This is a genomic window from Streptomyces endocoffeicus, from assembly GCF_016741935.1.
GTDB classification, from domain to species: domain Bacteria; phylum Actinomycetota; class Actinomycetes; order Streptomycetales; family Streptomycetaceae; genus Streptomyces; species Streptomyces endocoffeicus.
Genome location: NZ_JAERRG010000001.1, coordinates 1934258 through 1953018, shown reverse-complemented (window position 1 = coordinate 1953018; position 18761 = coordinate 1934258). Strand labels below are relative to the sequence as shown.

Annotated in this window: 18 protein-coding genes; 13 read left to right on the top strand and 5 right to left on the bottom strand. The window is 71.4% G+C overall.

The window, feature by feature from the left end:
* Positions 1–180: 180 nt before the first annotated feature.
* Positions 181–1527 carry an FAD-dependent oxidoreductase gene (locus JK364_RS07570; protein ID WP_201848634.1) on the top strand — a complete coding sequence of 449 codons (1347 nt, stop codon included), beginning with the start codon at positions 181–183 and terminating at the stop codon, positions 1525–1527.
* A gap of 50 nt (positions 1528–1577) precedes the next feature.
* Here JK364_RS07570 and JK364_RS07565 read toward each other — a convergent pair whose 3' ends face one another.
* The 3 genes from JK364_RS07565 to JK364_RS57495 are packed head-to-tail and all read right to left on the bottom strand — an operon-like array spanning position 1578 to position 4629.
* Positions 1578–2348, bottom strand: a complete 771-nt coding sequence (locus JK364_RS07565) for an SDR family NAD(P)-dependent oxidoreductase (RefSeq protein WP_201848632.1) — start codon at positions 2346–2348, stop codon at positions 1578–1580.
* A 53-nt stretch (positions 2349–2401) separates the two neighbouring features.
* Positions 2402–3430: a phosphotransferase family protein gene (locus JK364_RS07560; RefSeq protein WP_201848629.1), complete on the bottom strand. Its 1029-nt coding sequence runs from the start codon at positions 3428–3430 to the stop codon at positions 2402–2404.
* Complete coding sequence (locus tag JK364_RS57495; RefSeq protein WP_201848627.1) at positions 3427–4629, bottom strand: acyl-CoA dehydrogenase family protein; 1203 nt, start codon at positions 4627–4629, stop codon at positions 3427–3429. The genes JK364_RS07560 and JK364_RS57495 overlap by 4 nt, the downstream gene beginning before the upstream one ends.
* 221 nt (positions 4630–4850) lie before the next feature.
* On the opposite strand from JK364_RS57495, the gene JK364_RS07550 reads away from it, so the two are divergent.
* Positions 4851–6170, top strand: a complete 1320-nt coding sequence (locus JK364_RS07550) for an MFS transporter (RefSeq protein ID WP_201848625.1) — start codon at positions 4851–4853, stop codon at positions 6168–6170.
* Positions 6171–6231: 61 nt separating this feature from the next.
* On the opposite strand, the gene JK364_RS07545 is transcribed toward JK364_RS07550, so the two are convergent.
* Positions 6232–6975, bottom strand: coding sequence for an SDR family oxidoreductase (locus JK364_RS07545; RefSeq protein ID WP_201848624.1), 744 nt, complete (start codon positions 6973–6975; stop codon positions 6232–6234).
* Positions 6976–7113: 138 nt separating this feature from the next.
* Positions 7114–8154: an NAD(P)-dependent alcohol dehydrogenase gene (locus JK364_RS07540; RefSeq protein WP_201848622.1), complete on the bottom strand. Its 1041-nt coding sequence runs from the start codon at positions 8152–8154 to the stop codon at positions 7114–7116.
* A gap of 95 nt (positions 8155–8249) precedes the next feature.
* On the opposite strand from JK364_RS07540, the gene JK364_RS07535 reads away from it, so the two are divergent.
* The 11 genes from JK364_RS07535 to JK364_RS07485 all read left to right on the top strand — a co-directional run bounded on the left by JK364_RS07535 (position 8250) and on the right by JK364_RS07485 (position 18758).
* Positions 8250–9053 carry an SDR family NAD(P)-dependent oxidoreductase gene (locus JK364_RS07535; protein WP_307841177.1) on the top strand — a complete coding sequence of 268 codons (804 nt, stop codon included), beginning with the start codon at positions 8250–8252 and terminating at the stop codon, positions 9051–9053.
* A 139-nt stretch (positions 9054–9192) separates the two neighbouring features.
* Complete coding sequence (locus JK364_RS07530) at positions 9193–10383, top strand: acyl-CoA dehydrogenase family protein (RefSeq protein WP_201848620.1); 1191 nt, start codon at positions 9193–9195, stop codon at positions 10381–10383.
* 97 nt (positions 10384–10480) lie between these two features.
* Complete coding sequence (locus tag JK364_RS07525; RefSeq protein WP_059143268.1) at positions 10481–11269, top strand: enoyl-CoA hydratase/isomerase family protein; 789 nt, start codon at positions 10481–10483, stop codon at positions 11267–11269.
* A 5-nt stretch (positions 11270–11274) separates the two neighbouring features.
* A complete protein-coding gene (locus JK364_RS07520) occupies positions 11275–11658 on the top strand; it encodes a Zn-ribbon domain-containing OB-fold protein (RefSeq protein WP_201848618.1) in 384 nt (127 codons plus the stop codon).
* Entirely contained in the window at positions 11655–12800 is a 1146-nt protein-coding gene (locus tag JK364_RS07515) for a thiolase family protein (protein ID WP_201848617.1), read from the top strand. Before JK364_RS07520 ends, JK364_RS07515 begins: the two co-directional genes overlap by 4 nt.
* 102 nt (positions 12801–12902) lie before the next feature.
* Positions 12903–14105, top strand: a complete 1203-nt coding sequence (locus tag JK364_RS07510) for an acyl-CoA dehydrogenase family protein (RefSeq protein WP_201848615.1) — start codon at positions 12903–12905, stop codon at positions 14103–14105.
* Positions 14102–15076, top strand: a complete 975-nt coding sequence (locus JK364_RS07505; RefSeq protein ID WP_201848613.1) for a phosphotransferase family protein — start codon at positions 14102–14104, stop codon at positions 15074–15076. The genes JK364_RS07510 and JK364_RS07505 overlap by 4 nt, the downstream gene beginning before the upstream one ends.
* Before the next feature lie 37 nt (positions 15077–15113).
* A complete protein-coding gene (locus JK364_RS07500; protein ID WP_201848611.1) occupies positions 15114–16346 on the top strand; it encodes an acyl-CoA dehydrogenase family protein in 1233 nt (410 codons plus the stop codon).
* The gene (locus tag JK364_RS07495; protein ID WP_201848609.1) at positions 16343–17119 is read left to right on the top strand and encodes an SDR family oxidoreductase; all 777 of its coding nucleotides are present in this window, start codon (positions 16343–16345) and stop codon (positions 17117–17119) included. Before JK364_RS07500 ends, JK364_RS07495 begins: the two co-directional genes overlap by 4 nt.
* Entirely contained in the window at positions 17116–17970 is an 855-nt protein-coding gene (locus JK364_RS07490) for an SDR family NAD(P)-dependent oxidoreductase (RefSeq protein ID WP_230991354.1), read from the top strand. Before JK364_RS07495 ends, JK364_RS07490 begins: the two co-directional genes overlap by 4 nt.
* The gene (locus tag JK364_RS07485) at positions 17967–18758 is read left to right on the top strand and encodes an enoyl-CoA hydratase/isomerase family protein (protein ID WP_230991353.1); all 792 of its coding nucleotides are present in this window, start codon (positions 17967–17969) and stop codon (positions 18756–18758) included. Before JK364_RS07490 ends, JK364_RS07485 begins: the two co-directional genes overlap by 4 nt.
* Positions 18759–18761: the final 3 nt, after the last annotated feature.

The following is an 18761-nucleotide window of genomic DNA, read 5'->3' as shown; positions in this document are numbered from 1 at the left end:
ACGCGCCCGTAGCGCCCCGTCTTCGACTATCGCTGAAACCCACATCAAGAGAATCCACTTCGGTCGTGGTGACATCGGTTCTGGCTGGCTGATCCGGGTCCAGCGCTTGCCCTTTGAACTGGATTCGGTTTTGCTGGGAGGGTCGTCCCAGGACCGAAGGCAGGACCGAAGGGGAGTCGCGTGCGCGCGGAAGAAGTCGATCTGCTCATCATCGGTGCGGGTATGGCGGGGTTGACCGCCGGTGCCCGCGCGGTTCGCAACGGTCTGTCCGTCACGGTCGTGGAGATCGGTACGGACGTCGGCGGTTCCACGCTCTTCGCGGGTTACGCATGGACCGCGCCGAGCCACGACATCATGGACCAGCACAATCCGTATGGGGACACCGCGCTCAAGCGCGCCCTCGTGGATCGGTTCCCCGAGGGCATCTCATGGATCCGTTCCCTCGGCGTGGACATCAAGGACGCGCAGCGCGTCCTCAGCTTCGGTCGCGGGCACCAGTTCGACACCCATCAGTACGTCGCCACCTGTCGACAAGCCATCCGCCGAGGCGGTGGCGCGTTGCTGTTGGAAACGTGCGCCGAAAGGCTGGTGGTCGAGGACGGGGGCGTGGCGGGAGCGGAGCTGAGGTTGGCCGATGGCACGCACCTGCGCGTGCGTGCCGGGTCCACACTCATCGCGACCGGCGGGTTTCAGGGCGATCAGGAACTCCGCGCCGCGCAGGTGCACCCCCGTGCCGGAGGCATGCAGCTCCGCTCCAACTCCTTCAGCCGTGGCGGTGGTTACCGTCTGGCCACCCAGGTCGGTGCCGCCACCGGCCACGATGACGCGGGCTTCTACGGCCATCTCATCCCCAGTGGCATCTCCTTCGCCGACCCGGCGGACTTCGTCGACCTGTCGCTCTACTACAGCGAGCACGCCCTTCTGTTCAACGTGGACAGCGACCGGTTCGTGGACGAGACGCTGGGCGACCACCTCACGGCCATGGCATTGCTGGAGCAGCCCGAGAGCCGGGGTCTTCTCATCGCTGACGCCCGGGTGTTCCGTGACTGGGTCGTCGGCTCGTATGTCGAGGGCGCGGTCGCCGTGGACAAGTTCGCACTGGCCGGTAAGCGGGGCGGCCGTGTGGGACTCGCCGAAGACCTCGACGAACTGGCCTACCTCCCCGAGGAATGGGGGTACCAGGGCGGTGCCGTGCGCGACGCGGTCAAGCTGTTCAACGAACACGCCGCGGCGGGGCTGGAGCCGGTGCCCGGCCGGCGGCTGGACCGCCTCCCGCTCGACGAGCCGCCGTACTACGTGATCGAGACGGTACCGGCCATCACCTTCCCGTTTCACGGTGTCCGCGTCGACGACCGGGCCCGCGTACTGCGCGGGGACGGCGAACCGCTCCCCGGACTCCTCGCGGCCGGGTCGGACACCGGTGGCCTGTGGCACCGCGCCTACGCCGGTGGCATCGCCTCGGCCCTGGTGTTCGGACTGACCGCCGCGGACACCGCCACCGCGACGGCGTCACACGCGACGGACTGACCGCTCGCCGCCCCACCACCCGGCTCGTCCGTCACGACGGTGGTGTCCCGTCAGCGTGCCGTCCAGCCACCGTCCACGTACAGCTCGGAGCCGGTCACGAAGCTCGCGTCCTGGGAGGCGAGGAACGCGACGGCCCCCGCGACCTCTTCCGGCGTGCCGAGCCGCCCCATGGGGGTGCCCTCGACCATCGCGGTGTGACGGGGCGTGCCCTGCCACAGTTCGCGCGAGAGCGGGGTCTCGATGAAGCCGGGGTGGATCGAGTTGACGCGGACGCCGCGCGTGGCCCAGTGCAGCGCGGCGTTCTTCGTCATCAGCCGCACCGCACCCTTTGCCGCGTGGTACGAGAACTGGCTGCCGAAGCCGCCCACCGTGCCGAAGATCGACGCGATGTTGACGATCGAACCGCCACCGGAGCGTTCGATCGCGGGGCCACCGTGCTTCATGCCGAGCCAGACACCGCCCTGGGTCACCGCGATGACCTTGTCCCAGGACTCCTGGGTCTCCGTCTCCACGGTGCGCATCTGGGCGATACCCGCGTTGTTGACGAGCACGGACAGACCGCCCAGTTCGGAGACCACACGCTCGACCGCGCCGCGCCACGCCTCCTCGTCGCTCACATCCAGCGCGAGACCCAGCGCCGCCGCTCCCTCGGCCGCCAGCTCCTTCGTCAGCTCCGCCGCCAGCTGCTCGCAGCGGTCGGCGTCCACGTCGGTCACCACCACCGTGGCGCCCTCGATGGCCAACCGCCGCGAGACGGCGGCTCCTATACCGCCGGTCGCGCCGGTGACCAGGGCGATCTGTCCGGACAGTCGGTCTCGCACGGGCTCTCCTCCGTCTTGCGTGGCATCGCGCATGGCATCTCCGGTGTCAGCGGTCACGGCAGCAGCTCCAGCCCCGAGCGCAGCAGCGCGGGCACCGCGGAGCCGACCCGCTCGAATCCCGTTCCGACCGTCTGTCCCGCCGTAAAGCGGGCGTGGATGCCCTCCGCGATGACGGCGAGCTTGAAACAGCCCAGTGCCTGGTAAAAGGGCAGGCCATCGATGTCCCGTCCGGACTTCTCGGCGTATCGCTCGGCCACCTCGCGGCCCGAGGGAAATCCGGAATTGGCCGTCGGGACGTGGCGCGCCCCGAGGACCGGTTCGCAGGTCCGGTCCCAGTACATGAGCAGCATCCCGAGGTCGGCGAGCGGATCGCCGAGCGTGGCCATCTCCCAGTCGACGACGGCGGCGATCCGCCCGAACTCGCCGGGTGCCAGGATGACGTTGTCCAGGCGGTAGTCGCCGTGCACGATGGCCGGGGCGCCGCTCGCGGGCAGGGAACGGGCCAGCCTGCCGTGCAGTTCGTCGAGGTCGGGCAGGCTCCGCGTGGCGACCTTGTCCCACTGCCCGCGCCATCGCCGCACCTGGCGCTCCAGATAGCCGTCGGGTCGGCCGAAGTCGCCGAGCCCGACGGTGGCGGCGTCCACCGAGTGCAGTGTGACCAGGGTGTCCACCAGCGCGTCAGCGGCGCGCCGCGCGTCGTCGGGCGGGAGGGCGGCGGCCTCGTCGCCGTCGCGCAGCACCATGCCCTCCACGAAGTCGACGACGCAGAACGGCGCCCCGATCACCTCCGGGTCCGTGCAGGACAGCACGGACCGGGCGACCGGCACCGCGGTGTCACCGAGTGCCGCGACGACGCGGTATTCGCGGTCCATGTCGTGCGCGGTCGGTGTCAGCACCCCCAGCGGCGGCCGGCGCAGCACCCACCGGTGTGCCCCGTCGGTCACCGCGTAGGTGAGATTGGAGCGCCCGCCCTGTAGGAGCGTGATCCCGAGCGGGCCCGCGCACTCGGGTACGTGGCGTTCGAAGTAGCGCTGCAACGCGGCCACGTCGACTCCGGCCAACGTCGTCCCGGAACTGGTCACCGGGTGCCCCGCCGCTCGCGCGCCGCCCGCACCGCGCGCTTGGCGATGGCCCAGCGATGGGTCTCGGAAGGGCCGTCGTAGATACGGAACGGACGCACCTCGCGGTACAGCCGCGACAGCGGGGCGTCCCCCGAGATGCCGAGCGCACCGCATATCTGGACGGCTCGGTCGACCACCCGGTTCACCGCCTCGGAGACGTAGGTCTTGGCGATCGAGGTGTGCTGGGCGGCCGGGCGGCCCTGGTCCAGCTCCCAGCAGGCCCGCCACAGCACCGCCCGGCTGGTCTCGATGTCGATCTCGGAGTCGGCCAGCATCTGCTGCACCATGCCCAGCTCGGCCAGCGGCTTGCCGAAGGCGGAACGGTCCGCCGCGCGCTCCAGGGCGATGTCCTGCGCCCGCCGGGCCACTCCGAGCCAGCGCATGCAGTGGGTCATGCGCGCGGGCCCCAGGCGTACCTGGGCGTACCCGAAGCCCTGGTCCACCTCGCCCAGTACGGCCTCGTCCCCGACCTCGCAGCCTTCGAAGGCGATTTCGCTGTGCCCGCCGAAGAGGCCCTGGTCCAGGGTGTCGATATTCCGGACGATCTTCATTCCGGGGTTGTCGGCGGCGACGAGGAACATCGTCGCGCCGCCCGAGTCGCCGGGGCCGCCGCTGGTGCGGGCCATGCAGATGGCGAAGGCCGCTCCGTCGGCGCCGCTGATGAACCACTTGCGGCCGTCGATCCGCCAGCCGCCGTCGATCTTCGTCGCGGTCGTCGAGAGCGCACGCGGATCGGATCCGGCGCCCGGTGCCGGCTCGGTCATCGCGAAGCACGAGCGCGCCTCACCGGCCGCCAGCGGGCGCAGATACCGCTCCTTCTGCTCCTCCGTGGCCACCACCTCGAGCAGATGCGTATTGCCCTCGTCGGGAGCCGCGCAGTTGAGCGCGAGCGGCCCCAGCAGCGAGTACCCGGCCGCCTCGAAGACCACTGCCTGTCCGCACAGGTCCAGTCCGAGTCCGCCCCATTCGGCGCCGATGTGCGGGGCGAACACCCCCGCCTCGCGGGCCGCGTCCTGAAGTCGGCGGCGCAGCGGCTCCGGCCCGGCATGGACATTGCCGTCACACGCCTGCTCCTCGGGGATCACCACCTCCCGTACGAACTCGGTGGTGCGCCGCGCGATCTCCGCGACTCTGTCCTCGATCTCGAACCCGATGGGCACGTTGCACTCCCGAACTCGGTACTGCCGACCAGTGCGGCGACATGCCGCTCCACCTTGTATGAGTAAACCGAATCGAATTCAGATACTCAACCCGTGACCACGGCACCTGCGGTGCTTCCTGAGAAAACCCTGTTCGACGGCTAGCTGTACTGAGTTCAGTTCTGTAGCGTCCCGGGCGTCGGCAGGGTACCGGACCGTGCCGCGGGGAAGGGAGCCGGATCATGAGCACCACACAGCAGCCCGCGCCGCCGGGGGAGGAGCCCGCGCCGCCGGAGGAGTCGCCGTCGTACGATCCGCGTACGGTGCGCCGCGCGATGCTCGCCGGGAGCATCGGCACCCTGATCGAGTACTTCGATTTCAGCGTCTACGGCTATCTCGCCGTGGCGATCGCTCCGCAGTTCTTCCCGGGCGACGATCCGGCGGCCTCGACGCTGGCTGCGCTCGCGGTGTTCGCCACGGGCCTCGTGGTGCGGCCGATCGGCGGTGTCTTCTTCGGATGGATCGGCGACCGCTGGGGGCGTCGCAAGGCGCTGGTCTCCTCGGTGCTGTGCATGGGGGTGGCCAGCAGCCTCACCGGACTGCTGCCGACCTACAGCCAGATCGGCGTGTTCGCCGCGGTGCTCCTGTTCATCACCCGGCTGGTGCAGGGCATCTCCTCGGGCGGCGAGTCGGTCGGCGCCTACACCTACATCTACGAGTCGGCGCCACCCCAGCGCAGAGCCTTCCTCGGCTCCGTCACACCCATCGGGTCCAACCTCGGGTTCATGTTCGCGGCCACGACGGCCGGAGCGATCTCCGCCCTCACCACCAAGGAACAGATGGGCGACTGGGGCTGGCGGCTGCCCTTCCTGATGGCCGTGCCGCTCACCATCCTCTGCCTGTGGGCCCGGCTGCGGATCGAGGACACCCCGGAATTCAAGCAGGCCGCGGAGCGCGCCGACATCCCCGCGGCTCCGATCCGAGAGGTCCTGGCCACCCACCGTACGGCGCTGCTGCAGTCCGTCGGCCTGGCCATGGCACAGGGCGGCGCCATCTTCCTCGGGCTGACGTACATCGGCATCTACCTGACCACCAACCTGGGATACGACACCACGCAGGTCTACTGGCTGAGTGCGGGTGTCGTGCTCGTCACCGTGCTGCTCATGGTCCCGGCCGGCCGGCTCGCCGCACGGTTCGGCTGCAAACGCGTCCTGATGGGCGGGCTGCTGGGCTTCCTGGTGACCGCCTACCCCGCGATGGTGCTCATGGGCCAGGACAGCCTGGCGCTGGCCGGTCTGGCCTATATGCTCCTGATGCTGAGCAGTGCGTTCGTGCAGGTCCCGGCGGCGAGTTTGTGGCCGCATCTGTTCGAACGCCGGGTCCGCTACACCGGTATGGCGATCGGGTACAACGTCGGCACCGTCCTCGCGGGCGGTACGGCTCCGTACATCGCGGCCTTCCTGGTCGACCGGACCGGGAACCTGCTCTCCCCGGCGTTCTTCGTCATGCTGGTCTGCCTGATCGGGATCGGTTCCCTGCTCACCGTTCGCAAGGATGTGTAGAGGTCGTTCGGCCGTGGTGGCGGCAGGCTGCCACGCACGGCCGCGGGCTCTCGGCGCCGCCCTAGTCCGCGGTGGAGTGGCGGCCATGCCCGATGGTCTGGCCGCCGTCGATGAGGAACTCCCCGCCCGTGGTGTAGGAGGCGTCGTCGCTCGCCAGGAAGAGCACCATGCGGGTGACCTCCTCGGGCTCCCCGATGCGCGCCACCGGCTGATGGGCGAAGAGTTCGGGTGAGGCGGTCTCACCCATGGACGTGCGGATGACCCCGGGGTGTACGGAGTTGATCCGTACCCCGCTGCCTGCCAGGTCCAATGCGGCGGCCTTGGTCATCCCGCGCACCCCCCACTTGCTCGCCACATAGCCGATGCCACCGGCGAAACCCGTCATGCCGGCGGCCGAGGAGACGTTGACGACGGCCCCGTGGCCGCGGTCGCGCATGCCGGGGAGGACGGTGTGCATGCCGAGGAAGGCGCCCACCAGATTGACGTCGATGATCCGGCGGAAGTGCTCGGGCGACTGCTCCTCCACGCCGCCGTAGTGCATGATCCCCGCGTTGTTGACCAGGACATCCACGGGACCGAGGGTGTCCTCGACGGTACGGACGACGGACCGCCACCCCGCTTCGTCGGTGACGTCGAGGTGGCAGTACCGCGTGTGGGGGAGCTCCCCGGCCAGGGCCTGCCCCTCGTCGTCCAGCAGGTCGCAGACGGCGACCCGGGCGCCCTCCGCGACCAGCCCCCGTACATGCGTGGCACCCATGCCCCGGGCGCCGCCGGTGACGATCGCCACTTTTCCGTCGAAGCGCATGCTGAACTTCCCTTCCGCGTCATCTGTGAGATCCCGTATCCGTGAGTTGCCACATCCGTGAGCCCCGGGTCCATGAGCCCATGCGTCCGTAAGCCCCCGCGTCCATGAGCCGGAGCCATCAGTCCACCGCGAATGTGATCAGTCCGGTACGAGCACGGTCCGGCCCCGCACCTCGCCCCGGCGAAGCCGGTCGATCGCCTCCGGAGCGGCGGACAGCGGGAAGCGCTCCGTCTCGACATGGAGCGCCCCCGAACGTGCCAGCGTGACGACCGCGGCCAGTTCCTGGCGCGTTCCCCAGAAGGGCAGTGAGAGCCGGAAGCCGGGTGGGAGAACACCCGGCTTGGACACGGTCAGGCTGCCGCCCCCGCTTCCGACGACGGCGAGTTCGCCGCCGGGGCGCAGGACGCCGGTCGCGAGTTCCAACGTCTGTGCGGCGCCGACGAAGTCGAACACGGCGTCCGCCCCCACGCCACCGCTGCGCGCCCTCAGGACGCGGGCGGTGTCCGGCCGTATCAGGGTGGAGAAGTCCGCGCCGGAATGGTCCGCGAGAGCCAGGGCGTCCTCCCGGACATCGACCGCCAGCACCCGGCTCGCGGTGGTCGCACGGAGGATCTGGATGGCCAGATGACCGAGCCCGCCGACGCCGATGACGACGGCGGTGGTGCCCTCGCCGAGTGCGTGCCGGAGCCCGGCCACGGCGTGGTAGGACGTCAGGCCCGCGTCGGAGAGCGGGGCGGCCTGGTCGGTCGGCAGCTCGCCGATCGGCACCAGATGGCGGGCGGAGGGGACGAGCAGATACTCGGCCATTCCGCCGTCCCGGCCCAGTCCCGCCCCGTGCCAGGCGAGGGTGTTCCGCCGGTCGCAGTAGTTGTCGGAGCCCGCGGCGCACCGGGCGCAGGAGCCGCAGCCCCACGGCCCGTAGAGCACCACGCGGTCACCTGCCCGCACCCCGTCGGCGGCGGGCCCCAGGGCCGTGACCTGCCCGGCGACCTCGTGGCCGAGGGTGAACGGCAGCCGGTAGGGGAGCGCGTCCGGAGCAGCGTCGATGACGTGCAGATCGGAGCGGCACAGACCGGCGGCCTCGACCCGCACCAGCACCTCGGCGCCGTGGGGGACGGGCCGCTCGACCTCAGCCGGTGCCGGAGCCTCGCCCCAGGCCGTCAGTCGCAGTGCCCTCATCTTCACCGTCCCGGGTCTTGTCAGCTCTGCGGCTGCCACGGTAACAGAGGTGAAGTCGGTTCAATAGATGGCTGAGGCAACGGAAGGGGATCGCAGTGACGCGCGAAGAGGTCCGTACGGGGAAGTTCGCCGGCAAGGTCGCGATGGTGACGGGGGCCGCCTCGGGCATGGGCGCGGCGGTCGCCCGGCAACTGGCCGCGGAAGGGGCGCGGGTCGTCGTCCTGGCGGACGTGAACGGCGACGGTGCGGCGGCCGTCGCCGAGGAACTGCCCGCCGCAAGGGCGGTCGCACTCGACGTCGCGGACGCGGCGGGCGTCGACAGGGCCTTCGAGGACGTGCTGCGCCGGCACGGGCGCCTCGACGTCCTGGTGCACGCGGCGGGGGTCGACGATCCCGAGGCGAAGCGGCGCATCGCGGACGCGGCCGTCGAAGGCCGGCCGGTCGAGGTGACCGACTCCCTCGACGACGCCTCCTGGCAGCGGGTCCTGCGCGTGAACCTGGACGGAACCTTCCATGTGCTGCGCGCCGCCGTGCGGATCATGCGGCCCCGCGGGGCCGGGGCGATCGTGGTGATCGGATCGTCGTCGGCCTTCGACGCGCCCGTCGGCTACCCCCATTACGCCGCCTCCAAGGCGGGTGTGCACGCCCTGGCCCAGGCCGTGGCCAAGGAGGTCATCGCGTCCGGGATCCGCGTGAACCTGGTGGCGCCGGGGCCGACGGAGACGGGGATGGCGGCCCGCACCCCCGAGGCGCTGCGGTCGGCCTTCGCCGACCCGCGGGTGCGCCCGTACGCGACGCCCGAGGAGATATCCGAGATCGCCCTCTTTCTCGCGAGCGACGCCGCGGCGAACCTCGTCGGCGCGGTGCTGCTCGCCAACGGCGGCCGGTTCACCGCCTGAGCGGATCCAGATCCGGATCCGGACCCGCCCCGATCCTGGCGCCGGACGGTCTTGCCTGCCTGGAGTCCCATGCTTACGGTCATGAATTGAGTTCAATTCTTGCGATCCATGTCCGCCGTACCAGCACGATGGAGATCCCATGCACCGTCGCCACCCCGAGATCGACCCCCAGCTGCTGTCCGAAACGGATGAACAGCGACAATTGCGTACCGTCCTGCGGGACCTCTACACCGAGGCGAGTGGTGTCGAGGAGGTGCGCAAGCATCTGGCCACCCCGCGCGGATACGACGAAGGGCTCTGGGCGCGGCTCGCGGGCGAGATCGGCGTCCACGGCCTGGCCGTTCCGGAGGAGTACGGCGGGTCGGGCTTCACCTTCGCCGAACTGGCCGTGGCCCTGGAGGAATCCGGACGCGCCCTGTACTGCGCCCCGCTGCTGCCCACGGTGGTCCTGGCCGCACATGCCCTGCTGTTCAGCGGCGACCGTACGGCATGCGAGCGCTATCTGCCCCGGATCGCCGACGGCACGCTCACCGCCACCGTGGCCGGGTTCGGCCTCGGCGCGCCCGGTGGGCCCGATGGGCCCGGCGAGCCCTGTAAGCCCGGCAAGCCCGGTGTCACCGCGGAACAGGGGAGCGACGGCTGGGTGCTGCGCGGGCGGGCGGACTTCGTGCTCGACGGGGCCGGTGCGGAGCTGCTCCTGGTCCGGGCCGGAACACCCGCCGGACCTCGGATCTTCGCCTGTGAGCCCGCTCCCGGTACCTGCCGGCGGACTCCACGCCGCGTCCTGGACGAGACGCGGCGCCAGGCGCTGGTGGAATTCATGGGTGCCCCGGCGACTGCCGTGGGTACGGCGGAGGAGGCCGAGGGCACGGTTTCGGCCACGTTGGACACCGGCCGGGCCGCGCTGGCGGCCGAGCAGATCGGCGGCAGCGGGCACGCGCTGGACGCCACCGTCGCCTTCGTGGCGCAGCGCCACCAGTTCGGCCGCCCCATCGGGTCCTTCCAGGCCGTCAAGCACCGGCTGGCCGATGTGCTGGTGGCGCTGGAGGCGGCGCGCTCGGGGTCCGCGTACGCGACCGCCTGCGCCGCCATCGCCTCGCCGCAGCTGCCGGTGGCCGCCTGTGCCGCCGCCGTGGTCTGTTCCGAGACCTTCCGCCTGGCGACGGCCGAGTACGTCCAGCTGCACGGCGGGATCGGCTTCACCTGGGAGCACCCGGCTCATCTGTACGTACGCCGGGCGCGCGGCGCCGAGGTGCTGTTCGGCACGGCGGACCAGCACCGGACCCGGCTCGCCGGGCTCGTCGGCCTCGCCACCCGCCCCGCTGCCTGAACCCGAATAGGTATGTCTCGATCAAGGGCTTGACACCTTGCGGCTCTGGAATCAGAGTTGTAGTGAATTCAGTTCAGTTTCAGCAGAGGGGCGAGGGATGACAACGGAAGAAGAGATCCAGTTCGAGCGCGACGGGCACGTCGCCCGGGTGTGGCTCAACCGTCCGTGGAAGAAGAACTGCGTCACCGTGCCGATCCTGGACCGGCTCGACGAGATCATCACCGAGGTGGACGAGGACCCCGAGCTTCGGGTCCTGGTGGTGCGCGGCCGCGGCGGCACCTTCTGCTCGGGGTTCGACCTCGACAGCCTGAAGGCCGAGTACGTCGGCAAGTCGAACGCGATCGACGTCGCGGTGAAGTCCGCGAAGGTGTGCGACCGCCTGTACTCGATGAAGACCCCCTCGGTCGCGGTCCTGGAGGGCCATGTCACCGCCGGCGGCTTCGAGATCATGATCTCCTGCGACTTCGCCATCTCCGCCGACGACGCGAAGATCGGCGACTTCCACATCCGCCGCGCGCTCTTCGGCGGGGCCGGTCCGATCTACCGGGTGCCGCGCATGATCGGCATCCGTAAGACCAAGGAGCTGATGCTCACCGGCAAGCTCCTCTCCGGTGTCGAGGCCGCCGAGTTCGGGCTGATCAACAAGTCGGCCCCGGCCGAGGAGCTGGACGCGACGGTCGAGGAGTTCATCAGCCACCTCGCCGACAAGAGCCCCTTCACGATGTGGCTCACGAAGATGACGATCGACCGCAGCCTGGACGCCGACACCCAGTCGCTGATGGTCATGGAGCACCTCGCCGTGGGCGTGGCGCTCAACTCCGAGGACGCGAACGAGGGCGTGTCGGCGTTCCTGGAGAAGCGCGAACCCAAGTGGCAGGGGCGCTGATCCGGATGACCACGGATCCGCGGAGCCCAGCCGCCGGCGGGCTCCAGGGCGCACGCTGCTCCGGCTGCTCGGTGGCGGTGTACCCCGCGGACGACACGTGCCCGCGCTGCGGAGGGCCGGCCGATCCGGCGGCCCTCCAGGGCACGGGCACGCTGTGGACCTGGACGGTGCAGCGGTACGCCCCCAAGTCGCCGCCCTACCAGGCCCCGCCCGGAGGCTTCGAGCCGTTCGCGCTCGGCTACGTCGAGCTGGCGGAGGGCGTGCGGGTGGCCGCCGTCCTCGACGTCGACGACCTCGACGCCATCCGCATCGGCATGCCGCTCTCCGTGACCGCCGGTCCCGGGGTGCCCCGGGCCAGGCCCACGTCCCTGAGCGAGGAGGGCTCTTGAGCACCGATGTGCTGATCTGCGGCGCGGGGCGCACCCCGTTCGGCCGGTCGGAGGCGACCGGCCGGCAGCTCGCCGTCACCGCCGTGAACGCCGCGCTGGCGGACGCCGGGATCGGGTGGTCGCGGGTGCGGGCCGCGTTCGGCGGCAGTGACAGCGCGGGCCTCGCGGACACCCTGGTGGCCCAACTCGGCCTGACCGGGCTGCCGTTCGTCAATGTCAAGAACGGCTGCGCCACCGGTGGCAGCGCGCTGGTCTCCGCCGTGAACGCGATCCGGTCCGGCATGGCGGACGTCGTCCTCGCCGTCGGCTTCGACAAACACCCGCGCGGCGCCTTCGACCCCAGGCCCGAGGACTGGGGCCTGGGCGCGGAGTACGGCAGCGACGGGCTGATGGTGACCACCCAGTTCTTCGGCATGAAGATCCAGCGCTATATGCACGACCACGGGATCACCCCGCGGACCCTCGCGCTGGTCGCCGAGAAGGCGTACCGCAACGGCGGCCTGACCCCCGAGGCATGGCGGCGCGACCCCGTGTCCGCCGCGGAGATCCTGGAATCCGGCATGGTCAGCGATCCGCTGACGCGCTTCATGTTCTGCTCACCGGGAGCGGGCGCGGCGGCGCTGGTCCTCTGCTCGCCCGAGGCCGCCCGCGCGATCGACGGCACGCCGGTCACCCTGCGCTCGGCGGCCGTACGCACCCGGCGCTTCGGCTCGTTCGAGGTGTTCAGCCCGTGGATTCCCGGGGGCGCGCTGACCAGCGTCAGCCGTGACGCCTCGACCGCCGCCTTCGAGGAGGCGGGGCTCGGCCCCGGCGACGTCGACGTCTGCCAGCTGCAGGACACCGAGAGCGGCGCCGAGGTCATGCACATGGCCGAGTGCGGATTCTGCGAGGACGGCGAGCAGGAGCGGCTGATCGCCTCCGGCGCCACCGGGATCGGCGGGACACTGCCCGTCAACACCGACGGCGGCTGCATCGCCAACGGTGAACCCATCGGCGCCTCGGGACTGCGCCAGGTCTACGAGGTCGTCCAGCAGCTGCGCGGCCGGGCCGGCGAGCGCCAGGTTCCCGACCGCCCCAGGACCGGCTTCACCCATGTGTACGGCGCCCCGGGCGTGAGCGCCTGCACGGTCCTGTCCCGTTGAAGGTCCCGTTGAAAGGCGCGCCGAATGTCGCGCCGAACGTCCCGCCGAATGTGCGGCCGAATGTCCCACTGAACGGCCCCCCGATCGGAGGTGGAGGAAGAGATGAGCGGTATCCCGGAACCCGATGAGTTCCGCGCCGAGGCCCGGACGTGGCTCGCCGGCGCGGCCCGGCCCCGCGCCGCCGACGGGGAGTGGGGCAGCGGCTCCGACTCCGTCGCCGTGTTCGAGAACTGGACCGAGGAGCAGGAGCGCGAGCACACCGCCCGCGTCCAGGAGTGGGAACGCACCCGCTACGACCAGGGCTGGTCCGCGCTCAACTGGCCACAGGAGTACGGCGGACGAGGGCTGCCCGCGTACTACGAGCAGCTCTACCGCGGCGAGGAGGCGGCCTTCGACGTACCGCACCGCCCCGAGATCTTCCCCGTGACCCAAGCGCTCGTCGCCCCCGCGATCGGCCTGTGGGGCACCGAGGAACAGAAGCGGCGCTGGCTCGTGCCCATGCTGCGCACCGACGAACTGGCCTGCCAGCTGTTCTCGGAGACCGAGGCGGGCTCCGACCTCGCCGCGGTGCGCACCAAGGCCGTGCGTGACGGCGACGGTTGGGTGCTCACCGGGCACAAGGTGTGGACCTCCGGGGCCCGCGTGGCGACCTGGGGCGTGGCGGTGTGCCGCACCGATCCGGACGTCCGCAAACACGCCGGCATCACCGTCTTCCTGGTGCGCATGGACGCGCCGGGTGTCACCGTACGGCCCATCCGGCAGATGACCGGTGGCACCAGCTTCAACGAGGTCTACCTCGACGGTGTGCGGGTGCCCGACACCGACCGGCTCGGGCCGGTCGGCGAGGGGTGGCGGGTCACGCTCAGCGTGCTGGCCGCCGAACGGCTCGACTCCGGCAGCCTCGGCCTGGACAACGCCGACCGGGCGCTGGACCTGGCCGGAAACCTGTCGCGCCCGCTCACCGGCAGCGAACGGCAAAGGGCCGCCGACCTCCACCTCCGCACCCTCGTCCAGCGGCTCATGGGACTGCGGGTGACCGCCGCCCTCGTCGCCGGGCGCGAACCGGGCGCGGAGGCTTCGGTCGGCAAGCTGTACGCCACCGAGACCATGCGGCGCACCGGCGACCTGGTGTCCGAGCTGCTGGGGCCGAGCCTCGTGGCGGACACGGAGGAGTGGGGCACCTACGCCTGGACGGAACACCTGCTGGGCGCCCCCGGCTACAGCATCGCGGGCGGCACCGACGAGATCCAGCGCACCATCCTCGCCGAGCGCGTACTCGGCCTGCCCAAGGAGCCCGTCCGATGAGCATGGCCACCGAGGTGCCGGAGCTGGCCGCCCGGGTCCGCGACCGGCTCGCCCGCCACCACCCGGGCGCGGCCATCGGCACGTTGGAGGTGCTGCCGGGCGGACACTCCGGGCTGACCTACGAGGTCGCGGCGGGGGACGCCCGGTACGTCGTCAAGGCCGTGCCACCGGGGCAGCGGCCCGTCGGACGCAACGACGTCCTGCGCCAGGCACGGGTGCTGGGCGCGCTGGCCGGATCCCCGGTGCCGGTACCGGGCGTGGTGGCCGTCGACGAGACCCAACCCGCCTGGTTCGCCATGGACTTCGCGGACGGTGAGGCCGTCGAGCCGGTACTGGACGACCATGAGGTGCCCGACGCGACGGCCCGCGCCCGGATGCTGGAGATCGCGTCCGTTCTGAGACGGCTGCACGGCACCGATGTGCACACCCCCGGGCTCGACCCGCCCGCACCGCTCGACCCCTCCGGCGAGCTGGAGCGATGGAGCCGCACCCTGCGTGCCGTTCCCCCCGAACTGCGGCCCGGCGGGGAGGAGTTGCTGGTACGTCTCGCCGATGGCGTACCAGGAGGCCTCCCGCCGGTGCTGCTGCACGGGGACTTCCGGCTCGGCAATGTGCTGTGCGTGGGCGAGCGGGCGGTGGCCGTCGTCGACTGGGAGATCTGGAGCGTCGGCGACCCGCGCATCGACCTGGGCTGGTTCCTGCTCTTCGCCGACCACCACAACTTCCCCCGACTGGGCCACGCCGTGCCCGGACTGCCCGGCGAGGCCGAACTGCTGGACACCTACGGTGCCGGGCGGCCCGCGCTGCCCGCGATGGACTGGTTCCGGGCACTCGGCCGCATGAAGATGGCCGCGATCATGGGCCACAACCTCCGCCGGCACCGCGAGGGCAAGCACCACGACCCGGACCAGGAACGCCTGCCGCCCACCATCGCCGCCATGATCCGCACGGCCCGCGACATCCTCGGCTGATCCGGCAGCGGTACGCCCCCACCGAACAGGAGCAATCGTGGATTTCGGATACTCGCCACGGGCGAGTGAACTCCAGGACCGCATGCGGTCGTTCATGGACGAACACGTCTTCCCCGCGGAAGCGACGTACGACCGGCAGCTGGCCGAAGGGGACGACCCGCACGCCCTGCCGCCGGTGATGGCCGAACTGAAGGAGAAGGCCCGCGCGGAGGGCCTGTGGAACCTCTTCATGGCGCACGGCGACTGGGGCGCTGGGCTCAGCAACCTCGAATACGCGCCGCTCGCCGGACTGGCGGGCGAATCCATCATCGGCCCCGAGGTGTTCAACTGCTCGGCGCCCGACACCGGCAACATGGAGCTGCTCGCGCTGTACGGCACCCCCGAGCAGCAGGAGCGCTGGCTGCGGCCCCTGCTCGACGCGGAGATCCGCTCGTGCTTCGCCATGACCGAGCCGGAGGTCGCCAGCTCCGACGCCCGCAACATCCGCACCCGCATCACCCGCGACGGCGACGCCTACGTCGTCAACGGCCGCAAGTGGTACACCTCCGGGATCCTCGACCCCGACTGCAAGCTGATCATCCTGATGGGCAAGACCGACCCGGAGGCGTCCACCTACCGGCAGCAGTCCATGCTGCTCATCCCCAGGGACACCCCGGGCGTCACGGTCCTGCGCGACCTGCCGATGTTCGGCTACACCGATCGCCTCGGACACGGCGATGTGCTCTTCGAGGACGTCCGTGTGCCGGTGGAGAACATCCTCGTCGGCGAGGGCGAGGGGTTCGCGCTCGCCCAGGGACGGCTCGGTCCGGGGCGGATGCACTACGCGATGCGCGCCGTGGGTTTCGCCGAGCGCGCCCTGCGGCTGATGTGCGAGCGCGTCACCGAACGCACCGCGTTCGGCGGACCCCTCGCCGACCAGGGCGTGGTCCGGGAGTGGATCGCCCGCAGCCGCATCGAGATCGAGCAGCTGCGGCTCCTCGTCCTCAAATCGGCCTGGCTGATGGACACCGCCGGCAACGCCGCCGCCCGCATGGAGGTCGCCGCGATCAAGGTCGCGGCGCTGGAGGTCGCCCACAAGGTCGTCGACCGCGCGGTGCAGGCGCACGGCGCGGCGGGGGTCAGCGACGACACCGTACTGGCCCGGCTGTACGCCATCACCCGGGCACTGAAGATCGCCGACGGCCCCGACGAAGTGCATCTGCGGACGGTGGCCCGCCAGGAACTCGCGCCGTACAAGAAGAAGACCGATACGAAGGCAGGGGCAGCGTGAGCGCCAACAGCCTCGACGGCAAGGTGGCCGTCATCACCGGCGGATCCCGTGGCATCGGCCTCGGCATCGCCACCGCCTACCGGGCGGCCGGCGCACATGTGGTGATCGCGGCCCGTAAACCGGCCGGACTCGCCGAGGCCCGCGAGGAGTTGCTGCGCGTCAAGGGCGACGGCGACGTACACACGGTGGTGGCGAACGCCGGTGAACCGGAGCAGGCCGAGCGGTGCGTCGAGGAGACCATGGCCCGCTTCGGCCGCCTCGACATCCTCGTCAACAACGCGGCGACCAACCCGTACCACGGCGATCTGCTCGACCTGGACCTGCCGCGCGCGGAGAAGACCGTCCGCGTCAACCAGTACGGCATGATCGCCTGGACCCGGTGTGCCTGGCGGTCCTGGATGGCCGAACACGGGGGAGCGGTGGTCAACATCGCCTCCGTCGGCGGGCTCATCGTCGATCCGCACATCGGCTACTACAACGCCACCAAGGCCGCCATGCTGCACATGACCCGGCAGCTCGCCTACGAACTCGGGCCGCACGCCCGCGTCAACGCCATCGCCCCCGGACTGATCAAGACCGAGCTGGCACGGGCGGTGTGGGAGGTCCGCGAGCCGATCCTCACCGCCAAGCTGCCGCTGCGGCGCCTCGGCACCGTGGAGGACGTGGCCCACGCCGCGCTGTTCCTGGCCTCCGACGCCTCCTCCTGGATGACCGGCCAGACCCTGGTGCTCGACGGCGGCGCGACCGCCCTGCCGATCGGGGTGGAGGGATGACCTCCAAGACGACCTCGAAAGGGACGACCGCGCCCCGCCCCGCCGATGGGGGCGGAGAGGCGGCCGAGCCACGGAACGTGCCCCGGCCCGCCGCGGAGCTGTTCTCGCTGCGCGGCAGGACGGCCGTGGTCACCGGCGCGTCCGCGGGGCTCGGCGCACGCTTCGCCGCCGTCCTCGCGCAGGCCGGCGCCACCGTGTTCGCCGCCGCCCGGCGGATCGACCGGCTGAACGAACTCGCCGACTCCGACACCCGCATCCACCCGGTCGCCTGCGATGTCTCGCTCGCCGCCGACCGCGCGCGGCTGACCGGGACGGCGCTGGGTGTCACCGGCCGCATCGACGTCCTGGTCAACAACGCGGCCACGTCCGGGGAGACCCGCGCCGAGGACGAATCCCCGGACGCCTTCGACGACGTCCTCGGCGTCAACCTCACCGCTCCCTTCCACCTGGCGCGCCTGGTGGCGGAGGCACCCGCCGTGGACGGCGACCCGCCCCGGAGCGTCATCAACGTCTCCTCCATCCTCGGCCTGGTCACCGCCGCCCCGCTGGGCGGCGCGAGCTACGCGGCGTCCAAGGCCGGGCTGATCGGGCTGACCCGGGAGCTGGCCGGTCAGTGGGGCGCGACCGGAACCCGCGTCAACGCGCTCGCCCCGGGCTGGTTCCGCACCGAGATGACCGCGGACCTCTTCGGCGACGAGCGCTCCAGCCGCTGGGTCGAGCGCAACACCCTGCTGCGGCGCGGCGGCGGGGCCCATGAACTCGACGGCGCGCTGCTGTTCCTCGCCTCGGACGCCTCCTCGTACTGCACCGGCCAGGTGCTGACCGTCGACGGCGGATGGACCGCGCGATGAGGGTCGGCATCGAGATCGACGACGGCCTGGCCCGCGTCACCCTGCGCCGCGGGGAGTCGGGCAACGCCATCGACCTGGAGATGGCAGGCGGACTGCTGGACGCGGCGCGGGCCTGCGCCGCCGAGTCCGTACGCGCCGTGCTGCTGACCGGCGAGGGGAAGTCCTTCTGCGTCGGCGGCGACCTCGGGGAGTTCTCCCGGCTCTCCGGCGAGGCGCTGGAGAAGCACCTCATCGCGGTGACCGGCGCGCTCCACGAGGCCCTGCGTACGTTCGCGGCGGGCGACGCGCCCGTGGTGGCCGCCGTGCAGGGAGCCGTCGCCGGTGCGGGCATCGGCCTGGCCGCGTCCGCCGATGTGACCCTCGCCGCCGACAACGCCTCGTTCACCACCGCCTACACCGGGATCGGTTACTCACCGGATGCCGGAGTGAGCTGGTTCCTGCCCCGGCTCGTCGGCCCCAAGCGGGCCCTGGACCTGCTGCTGACCAACCGCCGCGTCAAGGCGGCGGAGGCCGAGGCCATCGGCCTGGTGAGCCGGGTCGTCGCCCCCGACCGGCTGGCCGCCGAGGCCGTGCGCACGGCCGAGGCCCTGCGCGACGGACCCACTGCCGCCTTCGGCGCCACCCGCCGTCTCGTCGCCACCGGGCTGACCGCGGACCTCGGTACGCATCTGGACCGCGAGGCCCGTGCGATCGCCGCCGCGGCCTCCTCCGCCGCGGGCCGTGAAGGTGTCGCCGCCTTCCTGGCCAAGCGGGCGCCCGACTTCACCCGCGCCGCCCCCAGCACCTGACTC

Bases quoted from the DNA above. Each gene is read 5' to 3' on its own strand.
- JK364_RS07520 (WP_201848618.1), top strand. From the start codon at position 11,275: ATGACCACGGATCCGCGGAGCCCAGCCGCCGGCGGGCTCCAGGGCGCA.
- JK364_RS07525 (WP_059143268.1), top strand. From the start codon at position 10,481: ATGACAACGGAAGAAGAGATCCAGTTCGAGCGCGACGGGCACGTCGCC.
- JK364_RS07505 (WP_201848613.1), top strand. From the start codon at position 14,102: ATGAGCATGGCCACCGAGGTGCCGGAGCTGGCCGCCCGGGTCCGCGAC.
- JK364_RS07545 (WP_201848624.1), bottom strand. From the start codon at position 6,975: ATGCGCTTCGACGGAAAAGTGGCGATCGTCACCGGCGGCGCCCGGGGC.
- JK364_RS07485 (WP_230991353.1), top strand. From the start codon at position 17,967: ATGAGGGTCGGCATCGAGATCGACGACGGCCTGGCCCGCGTCACCCTG.
- JK364_RS07540 (WP_201848622.1), bottom strand. From the start codon at position 8,154: ATGAGGGCACTGCGACTGACGGCCTGGGGCGAGGCTCCGGCACCGGCT.
- JK364_RS07530 (WP_201848620.1), top strand. From the start codon at position 9,193: ATGCACCGTCGCCACCCCGAGATCGACCCCCAGCTGCTGTCCGAAACG.
- JK364_RS07490 (WP_230991354.1), top strand. From the start codon at position 17,116: ATGACCTCCAAGACGACCTCGAAAGGGACGACCGCGCCCCGCCCCGCC.
- JK364_RS07550 (WP_201848625.1), top strand. From the start codon at position 4,851: ATGAGCACCACACAGCAGCCCGCGCCGCCGGGGGAGGAGCCCGCGCCG.
- JK364_RS07510 (WP_201848615.1), top strand. From the start codon at position 12,903: ATGAGCGGTATCCCGGAACCCGATGAGTTCCGCGCCGAGGCCCGGACG.